This is a genomic window from Nocardia sp. NPDC050435, assembly GCF_040655395.1.
Classification (GTDB): domain Bacteria; phylum Actinomycetota; class Actinomycetes; order Mycobacteriales; family Mycobacteriaceae; genus Nocardia.
The window spans coordinates 200,554-222,171 of record NZ_JBFAJW010000006.1; the positions used below are offsets into that span (position 1 = coordinate 200,554).

Genomic DNA, 21,618 nt, shown 5'->3' on the forward strand with positions numbered 1-21,618 from the left:
CTACCCTGCCAATGCCTTCGGAATGGTCGCGTGCTCCGGCAGGATCACCCCGCAGCCGAGCGAAGCCGCGAAGGCCGCCGACTGGTAGCGGTAACACCGCCGGATCTTCAAGCGCGCCTGTGTGGACAGGTCGCGGGTGATGGCTTCGATGCGCGGCAGGTCACCGCGCAGCGGCTCGGTGATGGTGACCAGCGCGCCGAACCGGGTGACGCCGTGGCCCCGGGCCTGCTCCTCGCGCGCCTGCTGGGTGGCGCCGACCCGCAGCGTGGCCGCCGCCGAGACGACGCCGCGCTCGCTCTGCTGGGCCACCAGCGCGTTCTTGAAGTCGTCGTCGACGATCTCGGCGGCGTCGGCCGCCGAGTGCGGCCGGTAGACGATGGCGATCCGCTTGCGCGGCACCTCCGGGTTCGGTGCGAGCAGCCGCTGCAGCACGCGCTCGTCCACCGCCCCCTCGGGGGCAGCGTCCATTTCCCAGGTGACCGAACGGCCGCCGTCGTGGATCAGGTGATCCCACTTCTCGTCGTGCGAGACCGGGCCCGCGTCGGCCCAATCCAGGCCGTGCCCTTCGGGATCGGAGGCCGCGACCTCGAGGTCGGCCTGCGAGGCCGGATCGTAGCTGCGGCGGATGAAGCCGATCACCTCGTCGGCCGACATCGGCTGGGCGCGCACGCCCGCCTCGGCCAGCGCCGCGCAGATACCCGGCAGCCGGCGGCCGATCTCGACGGCCTCCTCGGCCGGGTTCTTGCGCCGCTCGGCCGTGGTGGCCTTGAAGGTGATCGCCACGCGCGGCAGCAACTGCACCCGCTCCTGCGGCAGTTCGGTGGCCAGCTCGTACATCACCTGCTGCGCCAGCTCCGGCGCGTCCGGGCGGGTGATGGTGGAAACCTCGGTGAGCAACCGGTTTCCGGTCTCGGGCACGGTGTCGATCACCGGCACCACCGCCACGATGTCGGAGGTCTGGCCGACCGAGGCCAGGAAGGTGCCCCAGGCCGAGACCCAGCGATCGATCACCGGCTGGTCCACCGCCTCGTGCCCCTGCGGCCAGGCCCGCAGCACCACCGTGTACTGCGCGAACTGGGGCAGGTGGATCATGCCGAAGCTGTAGCCGCCGGCGTCGATGCCCTCGTAGAGCTTGGAGGGGGCCAGCAGGCCCGGCAGCCGGGTGACGCCGCCCGGGATCCGGGAGAACCGCCCGCCGCGGTACACGTGCTCGCCACGATTACGCGAGCGCATCCAGTTGAACATCATGATTCCCGTCTCGTAGCCGGAGCGCCCTCCGGTCCGCCACACCAGTGGCACCATCACCAGAACACCGAGGCCGCCGACGATCACGCCCCATTTGAAGCCGCCGACCATCGCGGTGATCAGCGCCGTGATCACGACCACGAAGCCGATCACGGTCTCCTCCCAGCGCAGGCCGAAAAGGCCCGCGCTGCGCGGCTTCTGCCAGAGCCCGTAAGACCGGCGCTCGTAGGTATCCGTCACCATGCCGACTCGCTAGCGCTCGCCGACATGGCGCCGGGCCGTGCTGGGCTTTTGGTTCCTTCGCTGCGCTCAGTCACGTTCATCGCGGAATGGTGCTCCTCCCGAGGTCGGGCGACCGATTCGCCCAACGGTCACCGGCCATGTCTCCCATGCTTTGTTCGGCGCTGTTGAAGCTGCTGGTGGCGGCTCTGGCCGCGCCGATCCGGCCCGCGGCGCGTGCCGCACCGGACGATACGGCGGTGGAGCCGCCTGGCCCGGAGGCGCGCGGTGGCTCCCCCGTAAGTGGTTGCCCGCCACCGCCGCCGGGGCGGGGCGGGGGCACCGGACGCGGGGCTCCGCCGCCGCCGCGCGGACCGCCCGCGCCACCCGGCGGACCGGTGCCGCTGCCGCTGACGTAGCCGGGCCGCCCGGCCGCCGCCGTGCCCTTGACCCCGACGGCCTTGGTGCCCATCGCGCCGAGCGCGGCCGCGGCGACCAAGGTGCCGCCCGCCGCGGTCAGACCGGAACCGCCGGAGCCGACGATCGCGACCGCCGGGGTGACCAGGCGCATCAGCGCGGGCAGCACGAACGCGACGCTGCACAGCAGCACGATCGCGACCAGCATGCGCTGCGCCTCTTCGCCTTCGGGCAGGCTGGTGGTGGCGGTGAGCCCGTCGACGTGCCCGGCGGTGGTGAAGGCGATCATGTAGACGATCGCCGCCACCGGTTTATAGAGCATGAACGCGATGATCCAGCCGACCAGTTTCTGGTAGGAGCTCTTGCCGATGTCCATGCCGGAGGACGCCGCCGCCAACGGCAGCACACCGGCGGCGACGATCAGCAGGCCCTGACGGACGATGGCCAGCACGATCTGCGCCAGCGCGCCGAGCAGGCCGACGATCGCGATGATCAGCACCAGACCCGGCGAGAACGCTTGCAGCTTGGACGTTTTCACCATGAGCTCGGCCAGGTCCTTGGCGTTGCCGTTGGTGGAATCGTTGATGATCCACTCGGAGAACCGGTCCGAGGCCTGCGTGCCCGCGACGATGATGGCGCCCAGCATCCAGGACGAGAACACCACCCGGGCGAACATCCGGAAGCCCTCTTCCGCCTCACCCGACACGCCGCCGCGCCGGGCCGCGGCCAACCGGCCGCCGGAGATGATCACCGAGGCTATCAGCAGCATGATCTGGATCTGATAGGTGTAATCGTTGATCTTGGTGAACAGCGAACCACCGTCGCTGGCCGCCTCGTTCGGCACCTTCATCCAGAACGTCAACGCCAAGATCAGCGCCTCGCCGAGACCGTTCATCAGCGAGTCCACCACCTTGCCGAAGGTGGAGTCCCAGGCCTTGTCCCGGACCGCGGCGGCGGCGTCGCCCGGGTGCGTGGTGGCGTTGCCGCCCTTGCACACCGCGGAGGCGAGATCACCGAGCGACGGCGTGCCCGGGATGCCGACACCGTCGAGCGTGTCGTGTATCTCGTTGCAGGTCTGGTCGAAGCCGTAGGTCTGGCCATAGGCCACGGTCGGCGTCGCGACCATCACGGTGAACATCACCGCGAGGATTGTGAGGAGCTTTTTCACCATGGCGTCCACCCCGTCAGCGTCGTAATGGTTTCGGTTTGCGGTCTGCCGTCCGGACCGGGCGCCGACTGCAACCGCCAGTCGCCGTCGACCCACACCACTGCCAAACGTGTTGCCATCCATCTGGTGCCACCGCCCTCGCCGGCCGCGGCGCGCGTGGCGATGCGCATCGTGGCCTGCTCGGGCGTGTACTTCTCGATCTGGAACGCGTCCGAGGCCACCAGCCACTTCGCCGCGGACTCCGGAAGCTGTTCCGGCACACCGCCTTCGGCGAGCTTGCGCTGGTAGGTGTCTTGTTCCTGCGCGGTCAGCACCATTTGTCGCTCGCGCAGCCGGGTGTCGGCCGGGCGGGCGTTGGCCCGGTACATGATCTGCGCGCCCGCCAGGATCGCGCCCTGCGGGGTGTGGCTGTAGCCGAGCGCGAGCCCGTCCTCGACGCGCGCCGGGCCGTCGGAGGTGGAGAACGGCAGCGAGACCCCGTAGACGCGCTGCCAGCCGCCCGCACCGCGGGTGCCCGCCGGAGCCGCGGTCAGCCAATCCGCGTCGGCGGTCGTGCGCCGCTGCGCGGCGTTCTGCGGCAGCGGCTGCCCGGCCGGGTTGTTGGGAATGTCGACCCGGCGGCCGAAGACGTCGACCGCGGCGCCCGCGAAACCGACCGGAGCCGCCGACACCGTCTGGGCGAGCGGCCCCGTCCCCGAGGACGCGTTGGTCGCCTGCACCCGCTCGTCGCCGGAGTCGTTGTCGCGCAGCGCCGAGACCGTGACGCCCGCGGCGACCAGCACGGCGACGGCCGCGCCCAGGCCGAGCAGCGTCAGCCGGGAACGGCGGGCGGTAGCGCGCGGGTTCACCATTTGGTCCACCCCGCCAGCGAATCGATCAGCTCGGTCTGCGAACCGCTCGAGGTGGCGGGCTTGAGCCGCCAGTCGCCCGCGTCCCACACCATCACCAGGCGCATCGCCACCCAGGTCTGCTTGCCGTCGATCACCTGGCCGCGCGAGGCCAGCTGCAGGATCGCCAGATCGTCGGCGTAGTTCTCGACCTTGAACGCGTCGGAGGCGACGAAGTATTTGGTCACCTTCTCCGGCTGCTGCTTGGGCAGGCGGTTCTCGTTCAGCGCCTTGTCGTAGGCCGCGATCTGCTGGGCCGAGACCCGCACCTGCCGGACGTAGAGGTCGCGGTCGGCCGGGCGGGCGTTGAGCCGGTAGGTGATCTGCGCCGCGGCCAGCGCGGCGCCCTGCGGGGTGTGCGAATACCCCACGGCCAGACCGTCTTCGATCCGCGTCGGGCCGTCGGAGGTGGAGAACGGCACCGAGGCGCCGAACACCCGCTGCCACCCGTGCGGCTGCGTGGTGCCAGCCGGTGCGCCGGTCAGCCAATCCGGATCCGCGGGCCGGCGCTGCTGGGCCGGGTCCTGCGGCAGCGGCTGGCCCGCCGCGTTGTTCGGGATGTCCACCCGCCGCCCGAAGATATCGACCTCCGGATCGGTGAAGCCCTGCCCGCCGGTCGCCGTGGCGGCCGCCGGATCCTGCGGGCCGCCGTTGTCGTCGCGGGTCAGGAACATGACGGCGCCGACGATCACGATGAGGGCGAGTACCGCGGCGGAGGCGATCGCGCCGAAGGAGACCCGGTCGCGCGGGTACGCGGCCTCCTTCTCTTTCGCCATCATTTCGGTCCTTCCAACTCGACGAGGTCGCTGGGTAATTCGGTGATCGCGTCGATCGGGCGCGCGGTCGAGCCCGGATCGGGTAAGCGCAGTCGCCAATCGTCGAGGTACCACTCGACGGTGGTGTGGTTCACGGCCTTGGAGGCGTCGGAGTATTCGGTGTAGATGTCCACCGCCGACCGCTGCGGGGTGTACTCGGTGATCTTGTAGCCGAGCAGGCGCGGCGCGTATTCGGGCGCGGCCGGGCCGGTGATCGACAGCTGCACCCGGTTCACCGACCATTCGTCACGCGCCGGGCCCGGAACGACCTCTTTCGCGATGACCTTGGCCCACTGGTTGTCCGGCGCCACCGACATCCGCACGGTGTGGGTGATCGCGGCGACCGCCGCCCCGGCCGGCGTGTGGGCGAAACCCGTTGCCGCGCCGTCGGCCTCGGACTCGGGCCCCTGGTCGGTCCGCGGCAGTTGCACGCCGTGATAGGCCTGCCAGCGGACCCCACCGGGCCCGGCGTTGAGATCGGGCGCCGCCTCGGTATCGGACCCGCAGCCCACCGCGGCGAACACCGCGAGACCGAGCAGCCCCGCCGCGGGGCGGTAGCGGGCCCGGCGCCGCGGGGCGTGGTCGGGCTGGGCGGGCATCGAGGCCGGTTCTGTCATGTCGGTAGGAACGCCAATGCGATCCCCGACGCCGTGCTCGCGACCGTCGCTCCGATCAGGCTCATCACCACGCCGTGGGTGGCGTCGTTGACCGCCATGTCGCTGCGGAACGCGATCCAGAGCCGGCCCGCGGAGAAGATCATCCAGGCCAGGCAGATCAGGAGCACGAACCACAGCAGCCAATTCAGCAGCTGCATCAGCGGTTCCAGGACCTCCGAGGGCAACTGCTTGTATGCCAGCATCACGGTATCCGTCATCGCTATCCGATGAGCGCGTTCATGATGGTGCCGGCGCTGGTCGCGACGACACCGCCGATCATGGCCCCGGCCACCATCTTCGGCGATTCCAGACCGCCGCCGGTCCACTTCTCCCAGGCGAACTTGCCACCCGCGTAGACGATGCCGCAGATGCCCGAGAGCAGAACGAACCACGTAAGGTAGCTGACCAGTTGCAGGAACTTCTCCGATCCCGGCGGCGCCTCCGGGGTCGGGTTACCGACCTGGGCCAGCACGGTGCCGTAGGTGTCCTGCACGGCGAGGAGTAACGAGCTCATCGGGTGCCTTTCTCGAAATCCGAAGGTTCGGCGACCGACCTCACGGCTCCTCCCCCTCTTCGAAAGCTGTACGGGCGTCGATCTTTTCGCGAACCGTGGCGACAATATCCGCCCCGATTTCGCGGACCTCCAGCGGTACCTCCGCGAGCGGATCGATCTTGCGTTTACGCTCCGGCAGCGGGTCGCCCGGCGTCCAGACCGGCAGCGCGTCGGCCTCCACGAGGGTCCACTCCTCGTACCACGGAACCTGCCACATCGGCCCGGCCAGCGAGCCGACGACGTCACGATAGCGGCGGATCTCCACCGGCATCTTCCCCGGGCGCGCGGCGACGGTGACCAGGCCGAGCACCTCCGAGGGTCCGCCGAAACCGAAGTGGTGCTGGCGCAGCAGATCATGGGCGCGGGTCAGCCCGGCGATGGTCTCGCGCGCGACCAGCACCACGAACGGCGACTCCCGGTCGAACACGCCGGGCCAGCGCCGGCTGGCGTCGGCCGCCGGCGCGAGCACGTGCGCGAGCGTGGTGGCTCCGGCACCGCCGTGCACGCCCAGCAGCCACAGCAGCGGCGCGCGCCCGATGCCGGGTACCGGGCGGTCCCAGACGGGGGCGCGGCGGGACTCCGGCGGGGCGATCACGCCCGCCGGCTGCGGAGTTTGCTTGCGCTGACCTAGTTTCGACATGGCGGCGGTCATGATGCCACCCCCGTCAGCAGGCGCCCATAGGCTCGTCGGGTCTCCGGGGCCAGCTCCGAGTGCCGGACCAGTTCGCCGCGCGCCAGATGCGGATCGTAGGGAATCTCGTTGATGTCGCGGACCCAGCCGGCGAGGTGCTCGCGCAAATGATCGGCTATGCGCGAGTCGGCGCCCGGAAGCTGGTGCGAGATGACGATGGTGGTGTCACCCACGATGCCGCCCCCCTGCCCTTCGGTGCCGTGTCCGTACTGGTCGTCGAGCCATTCCAGGGTGACGCGCAGCCGGTTCGCGGCATCGGCGCGGGCCGGAATGGCAAGAATCAGAGCGACATCGGAGTCGTCGAGCAGGGGGCGCAGCTGCCGTCCGGCTATCGGGCTGCCGCCGTCGTAGACGCCGGTGAACCCGGCGTCGTCGATGGCGCGCGCCACCGTGAGGTAGGTCGCACGCCGGCGCAGCGGCGCGGCGTCGCGCCAGAGCAGGCCGATGCCCGAGGTCGCCAGCGACAGGCACTCCTTCACCGGCGCCGGCTCGTCGTTGCCGCGCCCGTACAACCAGGATTGCAGGCTGATCGGGTGCAGGTGCTCGTCGGCGCCGCGCAGCGCGAGGTCGCTGCCCGCCGCGGTGGCGTCCACCGCCACGGTCGGCGTGCCCGACATGCCGAGTTCACCCGCGATGCCCAGGGCCGTCGTCGTGGTGCCCGCCCCGCCGCAGCCGCCGACCACCAGGATCGGGCGTGGCGCGCGCTGGGATTCGTGCTGCTCCCCGGTGCCGGCCCCCGCCCCCCCGCCGCTCTGCCTGTTCCGCCGTAACCGCACCACTGGAGCCTTGCCGAGGCGATTGCTCGCAGGTCGCTCGAAAAGACCCACCTTCGCGGACTTCGTCGCCGCACCCGCCTCGGGTGTGTCGTCGAGCCAGCGGCTCCAGTCCTCGCCCATCGCTATCAGCTCTCCTTCATCCGGCCGCGATACCCGTGATCAGGGTGCGGCCGCCGATCACCGCGGTGGTGACCGTCTGCTTGTTGTACGTCGCCGGTGTGCTGTCCGGCCGTTGCTCGGTGACCTCCACCGAGTACTTGTCCGTGCCGATCGCCACGATGCGCACGCAATGCCGGGTACCCGCCGGAATGGTCTGGATGCCCTGCTGGATCACCGCGGCGGGCGAGACGCTCGCGCCGGGGGCGACGACCTGCAGCGCGCGGTCGGCGTCGCGTTCCACGTAGTAGGCGTACTGGAACGACAGAATGGCGTCCGGCCCGGAGCCGGTGCCGCCGGGTTCGGAACTGCGCACCACCCGGTCGGTGCGTTCCACGGGGCAGACGGCGGCCGGATCGGACTGTGCGCTGCCCGCGGTGAACTGCATGGACTCTCGCGGCGAGCCCGCGCTGTCGTTGCCGGAGGATTTCAGCAGCCACAGCGCGCCCGCCCCGGCTAGCGCGAGCAGCAGCACCGCGACGGCGAGCACGGCCAGGACCCGGTTCCGGCCGGGCAGCGGCCGGCGGACGCGCTCACGCACCACACCCCAGCGGCCCTCGTCCTCGGGCTCGTCGTCGTAGTCGTCGTCCTCGTCGTCGTCGGCCCACGGGAAGCGGACCAGGTCGGCGTCGCGACGGTGACCGGCGGCGGGGGCCCGCTCACCCACCCAGTCCGACCAGCCGCCGGTGAATTCGCTGCGCCGCGAAGGCAGATCCGTGGGCACCTCGGCGCGCGCCCGGGCCACGTCCGGATCGTTCGGGTCGGGTTCGCGAATGTAATCGGGGTACTGGGCCGGGCCGTCGTCGTCGGCGCGCAGATCGTCCGCGCGCACCGGCGCGGGAGCCGGTGTGCCCGTCTCCGGCTCCAACGGGGGGAACCAGCGGGACAGCTCTTTGTACGACTTCAACATTCCCCCCTTCCCACGGAGCCGGGCAACTGGTGTCGCATCGGTCAGACCCTCTCGGCGCTCAGTTCGTCAAGGACGGGTTGCTGGATCTGGGGGTGCCGGGTACCACGGTGGGCGTAGTCGACGCGCCACTGGTTGGGGCGCTGGCGGCTCCGTTCCCGAACGGAAATTCTCCCGTACCGGACGGGTTCGGCGTAGTCGACGCGCCGGTAGCGGGTACCGATAATCGAGGCACCGCCGTGGTACTCAGCGGCTGCGGCGCGGTGCCGCTGCCCTGCGTGTCGTCCAAATCCCGGGCCAGCGCGGCGAACCAGTCCGCCACGAACCGCACCGGCGCGTCGCCGCCGGCGGTGACGGCGGCAGTGCCGTAGGCGCCGTGCCGCTGCACCGTCTCCCAGTACTTCACCCAGGTGGTGACGTTGAGCAGTTCGCTGTTGTCGGTGATGTTCTGGACGACGGCGGTGAACGCCTGGCTGACCAGCCGCGAAATGGTGGTCGGCGGGATCAGTTCCGGGATCGCGCCGAGCAGTTTCGTCCCGAGCAGGGCCAGCCCCGCCACGGGGTTGGCCAGCCCGGCGGTGGCGAGCTCGGCGATGGTGGCCGGATTGATCACCGCCTTGACCACGGTGACCACCGCGTTCAAGCCGATCAGCCCGACCTTCAGCAACGCCTGGAACGCGCTGTTGACCTCGATCGGCGTGCGCGGGTCGGAGGCGTCGGCGAGGCGCTCGGAGATCGACTTCTTCGGCGAGAGCGACAGGTTCGACAGCGAGTTGCCGGAGATGTCCTCGTTGACCACCTTCGAGACGGTCTTGATCGAGGTGTAGGCCAGCGCTTGCGCCACCGAGACCAGCGAGGCGATCGGGTCGCCGCCGCTGACCTGGGCCTGGCCCGCGATATTGGCCACCGCCCGCAGGATCGGCGCGCCCGCGGGGGCATCGCACGAAAGATCGCCCGCCGTACAGAAACTCGCGACGCGGCCGGTCAGCGCCGCGAAGTTCTTGGCCTGATCGCGTTCCGGGGCGATGCCGCCGCCGGAGGCCGGGGTCTGGTTCAGCGCCGCGATGGCCGCCACCTCGGCGCCGTCGGTGCCGGGCGCCGCGTCCGGGTTGGTCTTGCCCGGCGAGCCCGGGAACAGCGGCGCACCCGAATTCCGGGTCGGATCGCCGAAAAGCGCTACGGCGGCGACCTTGTCGGCCGGGACCGCGCCCTTGCCCTGCCCGACCTCCTGGGCGAACAGCGAGGCCACGTGCGCGCCCTGGGAGTAGCCGACGATCGCCAGATCGGTCTCGGGGCAGCGCTGCAACACCTGCTGCGCCATCGACTTCAGCCGGTCCAGACCCGCGCCGACCGACTGCGCGTAGGGCGCCGGTCCGCCATTGGTGAAACCGCCGAAACTGGATTCGTACGGCACGTAGGCGCGGTCCACCAGCCCCTGCTCGCCGGCCTTGGCCAGCAGCGGGCGGAATACCGTGGACAGCATGCCGGTATCGGTGCTGGGCGCGGCGTCCGGCGAGGATTCACCGGTGCCCTGAATTCCCAAGGCGTACAGCGCCGGACAGGATTCGATGGAGAGGTCGAGAGAGGGCTCGGCCTGGGCAACTGCCGGAACCGCCGCGGCAAATGCCACAGCAACGGCGAGCGCACTGAGCACCCCCGTGATTCTTGCCGGGTAATTGGCCATAGCGAACCGCCATCAATCCGTATTGCCGCTGGTGAATCTTGACGTCCTCAAACGCATTCGACGGTAACAGATTCCGGCTATGACTGCCGACGTCGCGAAAAGTTTCCGCCCATCCGGCGGAGATGCTGAACACAGGACGGCGCGGCGCCGGAATGTGAACAACAGTTTTCCGACCCCGAGGGGCCGCACCGCAATCCTCCGGCGAAGTGTGCGCGGGCCTCGAAACCGGTGTGCTGCCGGGCAACTGAGGCCGCCATGGTTCGCTTGTGGAAGGAAATCTACCCGCCACGCAACGAATTAACCTCTGCGACACGCAGCGGAAAGTTCCTGTTCGCGCCGATGCGCTCGCGACTAGGTGGCGGAGGTGACGCGGTAGACGTCGTAAACGCCCTCCACATTGCGCACCACATTCAGCAAGTGGCCCAAATGTTTCGGATCGCCCATCTCGAAGGTGAACTTGCTGATCGCGACCCGGTCGCCGTGGGTGGCCACCGAGGCGGACAGGATGTTGACCTTCTCGTCGGCCAGCACCTTGGTCACGTCCGAGAGCAGGCGGGTGCGATCGAGCGCCTCGATCTGGATGGCCACCAGGAACACCGAGGACGGCGAGGGCGCCCACTCCACGTCGATGATGCGCTCGGACTGCTCGCGCAGCGAGCCCGCGTTGGTGCAGTCGGTGCGGTGCACGCTCACCGCGCCGCCGCGGGTCACGAAGCCCATGATCTCGTCGCCGGGCACCGGGGTGCAGCACTTGGCCAGCTTGGCCACGGTGCCCGAGGCGCCCGGCACCAGCACGCCCGCGTCGCCGGTGACGCGCTGCCGGCTCGGCGTGGTCGAGGGCGTAGAGCGTTCGGCCAGTTCGTTTTCCACGTCGCCGATGCCACCGAGCTGGGCCATCAGCCGCTGCACCACATGGTGCGCGGAGACCTGGTGCTCGCCGACCGCGGTGTAGAGGGTGGAGATGTCGGTGTAGTGCAGCTCGTGCGCGACCGCCGTCATCGCGTCCACACTCATCAAGCGCTGCAACGGAAGTCCGACCCGGCGGACCTCCTTGGAGATCTGCTCCTTGCCGGATTCCAGCGCCTCCTCGCGGCGCTCCTTGGCGAACCACTGCCGGATCTTGGCCTTGGCGCGCGGGGAGACGACGAAGTTCTGCCAATCCCGGCTCGGGCCGGCGTTCTGCGCCTTGGAGGTGAAAACCTCGACCACTTCACCGTTTTCGAGCTGGCGCTCCAGCGCGACCAGCCGGCCGTTGACGCGCGCGCCGATGCAGCGGTGCCCGACCTCGGTGTGCACCGCGTAGGCGAAGTCGACCGGGGTCGACTTCTGCGGCAGCGTGATCACGTCGCCCTTCGGGGTGAAGACGAAGATCTCCGGCGACTTCAGGTCGAAGCGCAGCGACTCCAGGAACTCCGCCGGGTCGGCGGCCTCCCGCTGCCAGTCCAGCAGCTGGCGCATCCACGCCATGTCGTCGACTTCGGCGGTGTCGTTGGAGTGCTTGCCGCGCGTCTCCTTGTAGCGCCAGTGCGCGGCGATGCCGAACTCGGCGGTGCGGTGCATGTCCTGGGTGCGGATCTGCACCTCCAGCGGCTTGCCGTCCGGGCCGACCACGGTGGTGTGCAGCGACTGGTAGACGCCGTAGCGGGGCTGGGCGATGTAGTCCTTGAAACGGCCCGCCATCGGCTGCCACAGCGAGTGCACGACGCCGACCGCGGCGTAGCAGTCGCGCACCTCGTCGCACAGGATGCGGATGCCGACCAGGTCGTGGATGTCGTCGAAGTCCTTACCCTTGACGATCATCTTCTGGTAGATCGACCAGTAGTGCTTGGGGCGGCCCTCGACGATCGCCGTGATCCGCGAGGCCGCGAGCGTGTTCACGATCTCGGCGCGCACCTTGGCCAGGTAGGTGTCGCGCGAAGGCGCGCGGTCGGCGACCAGGCGCACGATCTCGTCGTACTTCTTCGGGTGCAGGATCGCGAACGCGAGGTCCTCGAGCTCCCACTTGACCGTGGCCATCCCGAGTCTGTGCGCAAGCGGCGCAATGACTTCCAGGGTTTCCTTGGCCTTCTTGGCCTGCTTCTCCGGCGGCAGGAAGCGCATGGTGCGCATGTTGTGCAGGCGGTCGGCGACCTTGATGACCAGCACGCGCGGATCGCGGGCCATGGCGATGATCATCTTGCGGATGGTCTCCGCCTCGGCGGCCGCGCCGAGATTCACCTTGTCCAGCTTGGTGACGCCGTCGACCAGGTGCGCGACCTCCTGGCCGAACTCGCCGGTCAGCTGCTCGAGCGAGTAGCCGGTGTCCTCGACCGTGTCGTGCAGCAGGGCCGCGACCAGGGTGGTGGTGTCCATGCCGAGCTCGGCCAGGATGTTGGCCACCGCGAGCGGGTGCGTGATGTACGGATCGCCGGATTTGCGGAACTGGTGCGCGTGCCGCTCGTCGGCGACATCGAAGGCGCGCTGCAACAGCGTCAGGTTGGCCTTGGGATACAGCTCGCGGTGCACCGAGGCCAGCGGCTCCAGCACCGGCTTGACCGCGGCGATGCCGCGCTGACCGGTCATCCGGCGGGCCAGGCGGGCGCGCACACGGCGCGAGGCGGAGGTCGGGACGGCGGCGGTGGCGCCGCGGGCGGGCGGCTCCGCGCCCGGCTTGGTGGCGGGCATGTCGGACGGCGTGGGCGCGCCGTTCGACTCCGCGGGTGCTGCCGATTGCCCGACATTCGCCTCGCCCAAGTGTTGAGCCATGCCACCACCTCTCCGCAACCATTCGGCAGGCTCGGAGCCCTACATGGTTACACCAGCCGCCGCTTCCGGGCCCGACCTCGCATGCCGGGCTCGATCGCAACACCTTATCCGACGCTGCAACCGCCCAGATCACCACTTTAGTCCGGGTATCGGACCAGCGACCGATAGGTGAATCCCGGGTTGGTATCGGAGGTGAATTCTGTTGACACCATTCGCCGCTTGTGGCTGGCTGAGGCGGTGTCTGTTCGCGTCGCCGCCGGGGCCGATCTGCATATGCGCCCGGCGGTCGCCGGAGAATTCCGCCCGGCCTTCCGGGAACTCGCCGCGCACGCCGATCTGCTCCTGCTCGCCGGCGACCTCACCGACAGCGGCGCGATGGCCGAGGCGGAACTGCTGCGGGCCGAACTCCTCGACCTTCCGGTCCCGGTCGTCGCCGTGCTCGGCAACCACGATCACGACCGCAAGCAGGGCTATCGGATCGCCGCGCTGCTGAGCGGGATCGGGGTGCACGTCTTGGACGGGACCGCGCTGGCCCTGGATCTCACCGGAACGCGCGTAGGGATCGCGGGCGTGATGGGCGGCAGCGGCGGATTCCCCGGGCATCCCGGCGACCCGGAACACGCCGGCCTCCGCCACCGCGAGCGCATGCTCCGCGGACCGGTCGACGCGCTGCGCCTGGAGCAGGCCCTCGATGCCCTCGACTGCGATCTCCGGATCGCCCTCACGCACTTCTCCCCGGTCCTGGGCACGCTCACGGGCGAGAATCCCCGGATCTACCCCGGTCTCGGATGCCACGAACTGGGCCTGGCGATCGACCGCGCCGGGGCCGACCTCGCGGTGCACGGGCACGCCCACGCCGGGACCGAGGTGGGCAGCACCGACGGCGGCGTTCCGGTACGCAACGTCTCCTATCCGGTGCTCGGGCGGCCGTACGCGGTGTACTCGCTCGAGGCGTGACGCCCGACCGAGTCGACGCGCGCGCCGGAAGTGACCCGCTCCGAGCGCGAACAAAGTGCGGTCGACACGCAGGCGGGCGCCGCAATAGGACTCCGAGGTACAGCGGTCGAAGGGAGTCGGCGGGACGGTAGGTTCGCCTGGTGATCATCCTGCGCTCGTTGCTGTTGTTCGCGCTGGCGGCCGTGGCCGAGATCGGGGGCGCGTGGCTGGTGTGGCAGGGGTGGCGGGAGCAACGCGGGGTGCTGTGGATCGCGGCGGGGGTGATCGCGCTCGGGGCCTACGGGTTTGTGGCTACTTTTCAGCCGGATCCGAATTTCGGGCGGATTCTGGCCGCGTACGGGGGCGTGTTCGTGGCGGGGTCGCTGGCGTGGGGCATCGTGGTCGACAAATTCCGGCCCGACCGGTGGGATTACCTCGGCGCCGCGATCTGCCTGATCGGCGTCGCGATCATCATGTACGCGCCGCGGCGCTGACCGGATCCGGGTCGAAGGCCCAGACCGCGGCGGGGCGGCCGGTGGGCTTGGTGCGACGGCGCTCGGTGGTCCGGGTCAGGCCGGGGATGGCGGCCAGGGTGCGGTTCAGATTGGCCGGGTCCGGGCGCGCGCCGACCAGCGTGGTGGCGAGATCGACGGCGCGGGTGGCCGGGAATTCGGACCCGGTCAGGGCGCGGGTGAAGGACAGGTCCTTCCACAGCAGGCGCGCCAGGTGGGCGCGGGCCGCGGTAATGATGCTGTTGTGGTCGAAGGCCAGCGGGGGCACCTCGTCGAACGGCGCCCAGCGGGCCGGGCCCTCGTGCTCGCCGGCCACCGCCCACATGGCGATGGACAGCGTCGGCCCGCGCGGGTCGCGATTGGGTTCGTCGAAGGTGACGAGCTGACCGACGGCGCCGATCGCCGACTCGGGCACGCCCAGCTTGGTGTGCACCGCGCGCCGCGCCGCCACCGCGAGCCTTTCGCCGCGCCCGAGCAGCACGCCGGGCAGCGCGAGCGCGCCGGTGAACGGCTCGTGCTCGCGCGGCGCGATGCCGACGGTGACCGCGCTGTCGGAAGCCCAGAAGCGGAGTGTCACCACATCGACCGAGACCATCGATTGCTCCACGGCGCACCATCCTGCCGGACGCCGCGACGCCCCCGACTCCGGGGCGGGGCTGCTACTGCCCACTGACCGGGGCCTAGCAGGGCAGCGAATCGCGGGCTACCTTCGCGAGGGATGCGCACAACGGCTCGGCACGCCGCGGCAGCCCTCGCGACCACCCTGGTCGCGATGCTGATGCCTGGCACCGCCGTCGCGCCCGGCGTGCCCGCGCTGCGGCCGGATTTCCTGTGGGGCGTCGCGGTCTCCGGATTCCAGGCTGAAGGCCATGCGCCGGACAGCAATTGGCTGCGCTACATCCGGCAGCATCCCGAGTTCGACGACTACGGCGACGCCGTCGACTTCTATCACCGCTACCCCGAGGACATCCGGCTAGCCGCCGCGCTCGGCGTGCAGGTCTTCCGGATCGGCGTCGAGTGGGCCCGCCTGCAACCCGATGGCCGCTCCACCTGGGACGAGGCGGCGTTCCAGTTCTACGATAAGGTCGTCGCCGAAATCGTCGCGGCCGGCATGCGGCCGATGCTCACCCTCGACCACTGGGTGTATCCGGGCTGGGCCTACGACCGCGGCGGCTGGGACCACCCGGACATGGTGCGGGACTGGGTCGCCAACGCGCGCCGGGTGGTGGACCGCTACGCCGACCGGAATCCGCTGTGGGTCACCATCAACGAGCCCGTCGCCTACATCAGCCACGAGGTCGCCCTGAGCGGCGCCGACCGCGCGACCATGGAGAAACGCGTCGCGGCGGCGCACAACGCGATCTACGACCACATCCACCAGCGCTCCCCCGACGCCATGGTCACCAGCAATGTCGGCTATGTCGCGGGCAACGACCTGCAGATCAACGGCTCGGTGCTGGCCGACATCGGCCCCCGCCTGGACTACATCGGTTTCGACTACTACTACGGCTTCGAACCGCCGAAACCGGATCCGTCCGAACTCTGGGAACTGCCCGTCCGCCCCGAGGGCATCTATTTCGCGCTGCGCCGCTACGCCCGCCTGTTCCCCGGCAAACCGCTGTTCATCGTGGAGAACGGCATCACCACCGAGAACCACGCCCCGCACCGCACCGGGTACACCCGCGCCGAGCACCTCCGCGACTCGATCTACTGGGTGCAGCGGGCCGCCGCCGACGGCATGAACATCATCGGCTACAACTACTGGAGCCTCACCGACAACTACGAATGGGGCAGCTACAAGCCACGTTTCGGCCTCTACCGCGTCGACGCCGCCGCCGGCGACCTCACCCGCGTCCCCACCGAAGCGGCCGCCGCCTACGCCGCGATCGTCGCGGCCGACGGCGTCACCCCCCACTACCGCCCCTCCCGCCCACCCGCCGACTGCACCCTCATCGACCCACCCGCCAGCTGCGCGGAGCCCGTGACCCTGCGCTGAACCACGCCCACCCAACGCCGTGCCGGTAGCGCGGCCGTGCCGGTAGCGCGCGGCCGCCGAACCCGATGCGCCGCGCGCAGTCCGCACATCGCGAGCGCGCCAACAGGGTGCGCCAGCTCAGTCAGGCCCTCCGACGGGAGGACCGCCGGCACGCGGTGTGCACTCGCGAGCCAGTCGGTCGGCTCGCTCGGCTGATTCGCGACGAGCGACGGCCGGCAGGCGGCAAGCGGGCGGCAGGCGGCAAGCGGGCGGCAGGCGGGCAGCTTCCTGATCGAACCGAGGCAACGCGTCGTCAAGCGGCAGATCGCAAGCGCGACAACGAGGTGCGGTCGGCGCGGTCGGGGCCATTGGACGCGAGGACCACTGGCACGTCGAGTTCGCTCGCGAGGTAGTCGCTCGGCTCGGTCGGCTGATTCGCGACGAGCGACGGCCAGCAGGCGGCAGGCGGCAGGCAGCAGGCAGCAGGCAGCAGGCAGCAGGCAGCAGGGTCGGTGCGGGCAGCTGCCCCGTCAAACCCGAGGTGACGGGTCGTCAAGCGGCAGATCGCAAGCGCGACAACGGGGTGCGGTCGGCGCGGTCAGGGCCGTTGGACGCGAGGACCACTGGCACTTGGAGTGCACTGGCGAGGTAGTCGGTCGGCTCGGTCGGCCAAGCGGTGAGGTGGGGGCGGGCGGTGGTCAGCAGGCTGGTCAGGGAGCGCTGGTGGTCGAGGTCGCGCCAGGTTCCGAGGGGGAGGTCGGTGCGGAATCCGGACGGGGTGTCGTAACCGATTGCGACCGAGTCGGTTCGCGCGTCGAGGTGCGTTACGGCGAGGCCGTCGACGCCCGCGGCGGCCGCGAGGGCGTAGCGCAGGAGCGGGAGGTCGAGGGGGCCGCGGCGGAAGCCGCCTTGGTAGGGGCCGAAGGTGTTGTGCGGCTCGGGGATATCGAGCGCCGGGTCCTCGGTCGGGAGCGGGCCCGCGCCGTGGCGGGTCTGGTAGGTGCGGGTCACTCCGAGGACGTAGGCGCGGGCACCGATCCCCGCGAGCAGCGCGCGGGCGTTGCGCGGTTCCACCGTGGACCACGTGGTGTGCGGATGAAAACCGCGCCACTCGTCCAGCAGGATCCCCTGTGCCCCTTCGAAGATCAGCCGGCCGCGCCGGGCCAGGTGCCCGAGTTCCCTGTCGTCCACGATCCGCACGGCGGCCGCGAACTCACCGTACATCGCAATGAGGTCGGCGATCGGCTCGTAGCGGTGGGAGCTGGGCGCGATCAGCGGGCCGTAGTGCGCGGCCAGGAGATCGAGCTTCTGCCGCAGGACCCGCGGGCGCAGGCAGTCGCCGACGGTCGGCGCGTCGTGTTCCAGTGCGTAGGCGGCGGTTTCGCCGATGCCGCGCCCGCAGGAACCGTGCCGCGAGGAACCCCTCGCGTCCTCGCGCGCACGGTTCGCGGCGATGTGGATCGGCGTGGTGAGCAGCGCCCGGCCGTCGATCCGCAGCAGCGCCAGCGGATCCGGGACGCCGAGCGCCGCGAGCTGCCGCGCCTCACCGGCCAGCGCGATCGGCTCGACCAGCATGTGCCGCGACAGCAGGGTGGGCACGCCCGAGAAGGTGCCCGAGCCGAATTGCGCGAAGGTGTGGTGCTTTCCGTCCGCGACGACGTTGTGCGCGGCCTGCGCGCCGCCGTTGAACCGCACCACCGCCGAGACGCCCAGCCCCGCGTCGGGCGAGCACAGCCAGTCGACGGTGGCCCCTTTACCGGCGTCCCCGAATCCGAGATCCACCACCACGATGTGCTCGCTCACCCCTCCCCCTCAGCGCTTACCGGGCGGCAGGGCGCGCGTGATGGCCTTGCCGACCGCGGCCACCTCCGCGGCCGAGCCGAGATCGGCCAGGTCGGCCAAACCGGTGTCGAGGTCGACCCGGTCTTCCTCCAGGCCGACGGTCAGCGCGATCAGCTCGCACACCGCCGCGGGATCGTCCAGCTTCAGGAAGTTCTGGCCGAGCAGCTCCCGCCAGTGCTCGGCGATCTCGGGGTCGTTGTAGTAGCTCGACTGGTTCGGCAGGATGTAGTAGACGTGCCAGCGCTCGGCGAGCTGCCGGTAGATCGATTCGACCGAGATGTCCTTGCGCACGTGGTCGCCGATGACGGCGCGGATGTGCCGCGAGGCGAGCTTGCGCTTGTTCAGCTCGTCGCCGATCAGGAACAGGTAGCCGCGTTTGCGGCGCTTGTCCCAGGCGTCGGTGGCGGTATGGGTCGCCATGAAATAGGCGGCCAGTTCGTAGCTTTCGGATTTCTGGCCGCCCCCGCCGCCTTCGAGCAGGATATTGCGCAGCTGCTCGTCCATCCGGTTGTCCGACTCGAACTGCCCGACCTGCAACGGGACCCGGTCGCAGTCGGCGTCGCCGACCGCTCCGAACAGGATCTGCGGATCGTCGGCGTAGCCCTTGCGCTGCAACAGCCCGTGCAGTTTGCCCAGCTTGCGCTGCATGATGATCGGCACCTGCCCCATGGAGCCGGTGACGTCGAAGAGAACCGCGATGGGCAGCGAGTTGCCGTGCTCGGCCGAATCCCGGCATTCCCGCACCCCGACGCCCAGCGGGTCCAGCGCGGGGTGCGCCTGCCAGGTGTCGTAGGGCTTGCCGCGCATCTCGGCGGTGTAGCCGAAGTCGTCCAGCCCCCGGCTGGCGCGATAGGTCTTGGCCGCGCTGTAGGCCGTGTCGTCCCAGTGTCCGTAACCCATGGTGATCAGTCCTCCCGTTCGATCTGTTTTAGTCTAAGCCACCAAAACAAATCGCGTCAAGAACGCGAACGCCCCCGGCCACAGCGGGCCGGGGGCGCTCATCGGGTCATCGGACCAGCGTTTCGACGAGTCCGTCGGGGGTGAGATCCACCCGGCGGGTGACGCCGATGTCGTCGAGGAAGCGCGGGTCGTGGCTGACCACGATCAGCGCTCCCTCGAAACTGGACAGGGCCTGGGTGAGGTGTTGCAGGCTGGGCAGGTCCAGATTGTTGGTCGGCTCGTCGAGCAGCAGCAGCTTGGGCGCGGGGTCGGCCAGCAGGAGCATGGCCAGCGCCGCGCGCAGGCGTTCGCCGCCGGACAGGGCGCCGGCCAGGACGTCGGCATCGGTCCCGCGGAACAGGAAGCGGGCCAGTTGCGCCCGGATCTGCTGCGGCAGCACATGCGGCGCCGCCCGCGCCACGTTCTCGAACACCGTCAGGTCCTCGTCGAAGATGTCCAGGCGCTGCGGCAGCATGCGCCACGGCACCTTCGGCCCGGTAGCCGCGATGTGTTGCAGCAGAGTGGTTTTGCCGACACCGTTGCGACCGGTCAGCGCGATGCGTTCCGGCCCGTGCACCGACAGAGTGACCGTCGGACCGCACGCCAGCCGCACGTCCTCCAGCTCGAGCACATCCTGCCCCGGGTAGAGGCGGGTGTCCGGGAGCTCGATCCGGACCTCCTTGTCGGCGCGCAGCATCGCCTCGGCCTGATCCAGCTGCTGTTTCGCGTCCTCCACTTTCTCGAGATGATTGTTGCGCAGCTTGCCGGCCGAGACCTGGGCCTGCCGTTTGCGCTCGTTCATGATGATCTTCGGCTCCCGCTTCTGATCCCACATCTTCTGGCCGTAGCGCAGCCGCCGGTCCAGTTTGATGCGGGCCTCCACGAGTTCGCGCGCCTGTTTGCGCACATCGCTCTTCGCGTCGCGGATCGCGTGCCGCGCCGCTTCCTGCTCGGCCGCGACGATCCGCTCGTACTCACTGAAATTGCCGCCGAACAGCCGCAATTCGCCCTGCCGGAGCTCGGCGATGGTGTCCATCCGCTCCAGCAGCTCACGGTCGTGGCTGACCGTGAGCACGGTGCCGGAGAATTGGCCGATCACCTCGTAGAGCCGTTCCCGCGCAACGTGATCCAGATTGTTGGTGGGCTCGTCGAGCAGCAGCACGCTCGGCTCGGCCAGCAGCTGCGCCACCAGCCCCAGCAGCACCGTCTCGCCGCCGGACAGGGTGTCCAGGGTGCGGTCCAGCTGCGCCGCCGAATCGGCGAGGTAGTGCAGGCCGAGCCGGCCGAGCAGCGCCACCGCGCGCTCCTCGACATCCCAGGCCGCGCCGACGGTCTCGAAGTCGGACTCCTCGGCGGCCCCGGATTCGATGCGGTGCAGGGCTTTCCGGATCTCGGCGATGCCGAGCACGGCGTCGACCCGCTGCCCCTCGGCCAGGCCGAGATCTTGGCGCAGATACCCCAGCTCCCCCGAGACGGTGACCGAACCGCGCTGAGCGGTGAGCTCACCGGCGATCAGCCGCAGCAGCGTGGATTTTCCCGCGCCGTTGCTGCCGACGAGGCCGAGATGACCGGGACCGAGAACCGCCGCGAGCCCCTCGAAGACCGGGGTGCCGTCAGGCCAGGTGAAAGTGAGATCGGAAATAGACAGAAAAGACATGCGTCCTCCTGAGGTTGCGACGGTATCGCGGCGCGCATACTGCGGGCCGCCCGAAAGCGCTACCTCAGAACTTCAACGGCATGACTCCGATCAACGGGATTAAGACCCGACTAGGTTAACCACACTTCGGTGATTCGCGCCAGTGTAATTCACATCACGCCGGCGCGATCCCGTCGGTCAGACCTTGACGATGGCGGTGACCGGGTAATCCCCTTGGCGCTCACGGCCTTTCAGGAATTCCAGCTCCAGTACCACGGCCGCGGAGACGATCTCGGCACCGGCCTGGCGGAACAGATCGGCGGCCGCGGCCAGGGTGCCGCCGGTGGCGAGCACGTCGTCCAGCAGCAGCACGCGCTTGCCCGCGAGCTCGAGCCCGTCGGCCGGGATCTCCAGCGCCGCCGTGCCGTACTCCAGGTCGTATTCGCGGTTCAGCACCGGCGGGGGCAGCTTGCCGGCCTTGCGCACGGCGAGCACGCCGGTGCCCAGCGTGGCCGCGACGCCCGCGCCGAGCAGGAACCCGCGCGCGTCGACGCCCGCCACCAGATCGGCGTCGGGCGCGCAGGCGGCCAGGCAGTCGATGACCGTCCGGAAGCCCTCGGCGTCGGCGAACACCGGGGTCAGATCCGCGAAACGCACTCCGGGCGTGGGGAAATCGTCCCGCCACCGGGTGAGGCGCTGCACCGCCGCGCCCGCCAGCGCGGTCCGCTCGGCCACTAGCTCCTCGGATTCGATCGCCGCGTGCTTGCTCATCGAGCCCTCTCCATGGTCACTGTCTTCATTTGGCGGCATTCGCGGGCCCTCCATGGTTACGCAGGCTGCCGCCTCCGTGCCCTGAGCT

General features: G+C 70.0%; 20 protein-coding genes. 3 read left to right on the forward strand and 17 right to left on the reverse strand.

Going from position 1 to position 21,618, the window contains the following annotated elements; translation table 11 throughout:
* The 12 genes from AB0I43_RS20255 to AB0I43_RS20310 all read right to left on the reverse strand — a co-directional run bounded on the left by AB0I43_RS20255 (window position 1) and on the right by AB0I43_RS20310 (window position 12,838).
* Window positions 1–1,488 (reverse strand): SCO6880 family protein, encoded by a 1,488-nt coding sequence (locus AB0I43_RS20255; RefSeq protein WP_356975737.1) that lies wholly within the window; start codon window positions 1,486–1,488, stop codon window positions 1–3.
* A gap of 76 nt (window positions 1,489–1,564) precedes the next feature.
* Entirely contained in the window at window positions 1,565–3,052 is a 1,488-nt protein-coding gene (locus AB0I43_RS20260; RefSeq protein WP_356975735.1) for a hypothetical protein, read from the reverse strand.
* Window positions 3,046–3,900: a hypothetical protein gene (locus AB0I43_RS20265; protein WP_356975734.1), complete on the reverse strand. Its 855-nt coding sequence runs from the start codon at window positions 3,898–3,900 to the stop codon at window positions 3,046–3,048. Before AB0I43_RS20265 ends, AB0I43_RS20260 begins: the two co-directional genes overlap by 7 nt.
* Entirely contained in the window at window positions 3,894–4,715 is an 822-nt protein-coding gene (locus AB0I43_RS20270; RefSeq protein ID WP_357432501.1) for a hypothetical protein, read from the reverse strand. The genes AB0I43_RS20265 and AB0I43_RS20270 overlap by 7 nt, the downstream gene beginning before the upstream one ends.
* Window positions 4,712–5,368 carry a hypothetical protein gene (locus AB0I43_RS20275; RefSeq protein ID WP_356975731.1) on the reverse strand — a complete coding sequence of 219 codons (657 nt, stop codon included), beginning with the start codon at window positions 5,366–5,368 and terminating at the stop codon, window positions 4,712–4,714. Before AB0I43_RS20275 ends, AB0I43_RS20270 begins: the two co-directional genes overlap by 4 nt.
* Window positions 5,365–5,625: a hypothetical protein gene (locus tag AB0I43_RS20280; RefSeq protein WP_356975730.1), complete on the reverse strand. Its 261-nt coding sequence runs from the start codon at window positions 5,623–5,625 to the stop codon at window positions 5,365–5,367. The genes AB0I43_RS20275 and AB0I43_RS20280 overlap by 4 nt, the downstream gene beginning before the upstream one ends.
* 2 nt (window positions 5,626–5,627) lie before the next feature.
* On the reverse strand, window positions 5,628–5,921 hold the full coding sequence (locus AB0I43_RS20285) for a hypothetical protein (protein ID WP_356975729.1): 294 nt from the start codon (window positions 5,919–5,921) through the stop codon (window positions 5,628–5,630).
* A 40-nt stretch (window positions 5,922–5,961) separates the two neighbouring features.
* Window positions 5,962–6,612, reverse strand: a complete 651-nt coding sequence (locus AB0I43_RS20290; protein WP_356975728.1) for a hypothetical protein — start codon at window positions 6,610–6,612, stop codon at window positions 5,962–5,964.
* Window positions 6,609–7,547: a hypothetical protein gene (locus tag AB0I43_RS20295; protein ID WP_356975726.1), complete on the reverse strand. Its 939-nt coding sequence runs from the start codon at window positions 7,545–7,547 to the stop codon at window positions 6,609–6,611. Before AB0I43_RS20295 ends, AB0I43_RS20290 begins: the two co-directional genes overlap by 4 nt.
* A 16-nt stretch (window positions 7,548–7,563) precedes the next feature.
* Window positions 7,564–8,493, reverse strand: coding sequence for a hypothetical protein (locus tag AB0I43_RS20300; protein WP_356975724.1), 930 nt, complete (start codon window positions 8,491–8,493; stop codon window positions 7,564–7,566).
* A 58-nt stretch (window positions 8,494–8,551) separates the two neighbouring features.
* Window positions 8,552–10,144 (reverse strand): cutinase family protein, encoded by a 1,593-nt coding sequence (locus AB0I43_RS20305; RefSeq protein ID WP_356975722.1) that lies wholly within the window; start codon window positions 10,142–10,144, stop codon window positions 8,552–8,554.
* Window positions 10,145–10,525: 381 nt separating this feature from the next.
* Window positions 10,526–12,838 (reverse strand): RelA/SpoT family protein, encoded by a 2,313-nt coding sequence (locus AB0I43_RS20310; RefSeq protein ID WP_356975812.1) that lies wholly within the window; start codon window positions 12,836–12,838, stop codon window positions 10,526–10,528.
* 318 nt (window positions 12,839–13,156) lie between these two features.
* Here AB0I43_RS20310 and AB0I43_RS20315 point away from each other — a divergent pair, with 318 nt between their 5' ends.
* Together AB0I43_RS20315 and AB0I43_RS20320 are read left to right on the forward strand one after the other, a co-directional pair.
* On the forward strand, window positions 13,157–13,876 hold the full coding sequence (locus tag AB0I43_RS20315; protein WP_357432502.1) for a metallophosphoesterase: 720 nt from the start codon (window positions 13,157–13,159) through the stop codon (window positions 13,874–13,876).
* A gap of 140 nt (window positions 13,877–14,016) precedes the next feature.
* The gene (locus AB0I43_RS20320; protein WP_356975718.1) at window positions 14,017–14,349 is read left to right on the forward strand and encodes a YnfA family protein; all 333 of its coding nucleotides are present in this window, start codon (window positions 14,017–14,019) and stop codon (window positions 14,347–14,349) included.
* Here AB0I43_RS20320 and AB0I43_RS20325 read toward each other — a convergent pair.
* The gene (locus AB0I43_RS20325; protein WP_357432503.1) at window positions 14,327–14,974 is read right to left on the reverse strand and encodes an NUDIX hydrolase; all 648 of its coding nucleotides are present in this window, start codon (window positions 14,972–14,974) and stop codon (window positions 14,327–14,329) included. The two genes, AB0I43_RS20320 and AB0I43_RS20325, sit on opposite strands and share 23 nt — an antisense overlap.
* Window positions 14,975–15,085: 111 nt before the next feature.
* Between AB0I43_RS20325 and AB0I43_RS20330 the strand changes: the two genes are divergently transcribed.
* Window positions 15,086–16,363: a family 1 glycosylhydrolase gene (locus tag AB0I43_RS20330; protein WP_357432504.1), complete on the forward strand. Its 1,278-nt coding sequence runs from the start codon at window positions 15,086–15,088 to the stop codon at window positions 16,361–16,363.
* Window positions 16,364–16,894: 531 nt separating this feature from the next.
* Here the strand turns inward: AB0I43_RS20330 and AB0I43_RS20335 are convergent.
* From AB0I43_RS20335 to AB0I43_RS20350, 4 genes are all read right to left on the reverse strand, one after another.
* Window positions 16,895–18,145 carry an adenylosuccinate synthetase gene (locus AB0I43_RS20335; protein WP_357432505.1) on the reverse strand — a complete coding sequence of 417 codons (1,251 nt, stop codon included), beginning with the start codon at window positions 18,143–18,145 and terminating at the stop codon, window positions 16,895–16,897.
* A 9-nt stretch (window positions 18,146–18,154) separates the two neighbouring features.
* The gene (locus AB0I43_RS20340) at window positions 18,155–19,084 is read right to left on the reverse strand and encodes a hypothetical protein (RefSeq protein WP_357432506.1); all 930 of its coding nucleotides are present in this window, start codon (window positions 19,082–19,084) and stop codon (window positions 18,155–18,157) included.
* Between the two features lie 106 nt (window positions 19,085–19,190).
* Window positions 19,191–20,780, reverse strand: a complete 1,590-nt coding sequence (locus AB0I43_RS20345; RefSeq protein ID WP_357432507.1) for an ATP-binding cassette domain-containing protein — start codon at window positions 20,778–20,780, stop codon at window positions 19,191–19,193.
* A 177-nt stretch (window positions 20,781–20,957) separates the two neighbouring features.
* Window positions 20,958–21,494, reverse strand: a complete 537-nt coding sequence (locus AB0I43_RS20350) for an adenine phosphoribosyltransferase (RefSeq protein ID WP_357432590.1) — start codon at window positions 21,492–21,494, stop codon at window positions 20,958–20,960.
* Between the last annotated feature and the right edge of the window lie 124 nt (window positions 21,495–21,618).

What these genes read in the sequence shown, in the direction of transcription:
- AB0I43_RS20265 (WP_356975734.1), bottom strand. Translation starts at nt 3,900, where the DNA reads ATGGTGAACCCGCGCGCTACCGCCCGCCGTTCCCGGCTGACGCTGCTC.
- AB0I43_RS20255 (WP_356975737.1), bottom strand. Translation starts at nt 1,488, where the DNA reads ATGGTGACGGATACCTACGAGCGCCGGTCTTACGGGCTCTGGCAGAAG.
- AB0I43_RS20340 (WP_357432506.1), bottom strand. Translation starts at nt 19,084, where the DNA reads ATGGGTTACGGACACTGGGACGACACGGCCTACAGCGCGGCCAAGACC.
- AB0I43_RS20295 (WP_356975726.1), bottom strand. Translation starts at nt 7,547, where the DNA reads ATGGGCGAGGACTGGAGCCGCTGGCTCGACGACACACCCGAGGCGGGT.
- AB0I43_RS20290 (WP_356975728.1), bottom strand. Translation starts at nt 6,612, where the DNA reads ATGACCGCCGCCATGTCGAAACTAGGTCAGCGCAAGCAAACTCCGCAG.
- AB0I43_RS20280 (WP_356975730.1), bottom strand. Translation starts at nt 5,625, where the DNA reads ATGACGGATACCGTGATGCTGGCATACAAGCAGTTGCCCTCGGAGGTC.
- AB0I43_RS20300 (WP_356975724.1), bottom strand. Translation starts at nt 8,493, where the DNA reads ATGTTGAAGTCGTACAAAGAGCTGTCCCGCTGGTTCCCCCCGTTGGAG.
- AB0I43_RS20330 (WP_357432504.1), top strand. Translation starts at nt 15,086, where the DNA reads ATGCGCACAACGGCTCGGCACGCCGCGGCAGCCCTCGCGACCACCCTG.
- AB0I43_RS20285 (WP_356975729.1), bottom strand. Translation starts at nt 5,921, where the DNA reads ATGAGCTCGTTACTCCTCGCCGTGCAGGACACCTACGGCACCGTGCTG.
- AB0I43_RS20270 (WP_357432501.1), bottom strand. Translation starts at nt 4,715, where the DNA reads ATGATGGCGAAAGAGAAGGAGGCCGCGTACCCGCGCGACCGGGTCTCC.
- AB0I43_RS20345 (WP_357432507.1), bottom strand. Translation starts at nt 20,780, where the DNA reads ATGTCTTTTCTGTCTATTTCCGATCTCACTTTCACCTGGCCTGACGGC.
- AB0I43_RS20275 (WP_356975731.1), bottom strand. Translation starts at nt 5,368, where the DNA reads ATGACAGAACCGGCCTCGATGCCCGCCCAGCCCGACCACGCCCCGCGG.
- AB0I43_RS20260 (WP_356975735.1), bottom strand. Translation starts at nt 3,052, where the DNA reads ATGGTGAAAAAGCTCCTCACAATCCTCGCGGTGATGTTCACCGTGATG.
- AB0I43_RS20310 (WP_356975812.1), bottom strand. Translation starts at nt 12,838, where the DNA reads ATGCCCGCCACCAAGCCGGGCGCGGAGCCGCCCGCCCGCGGCGCCACC.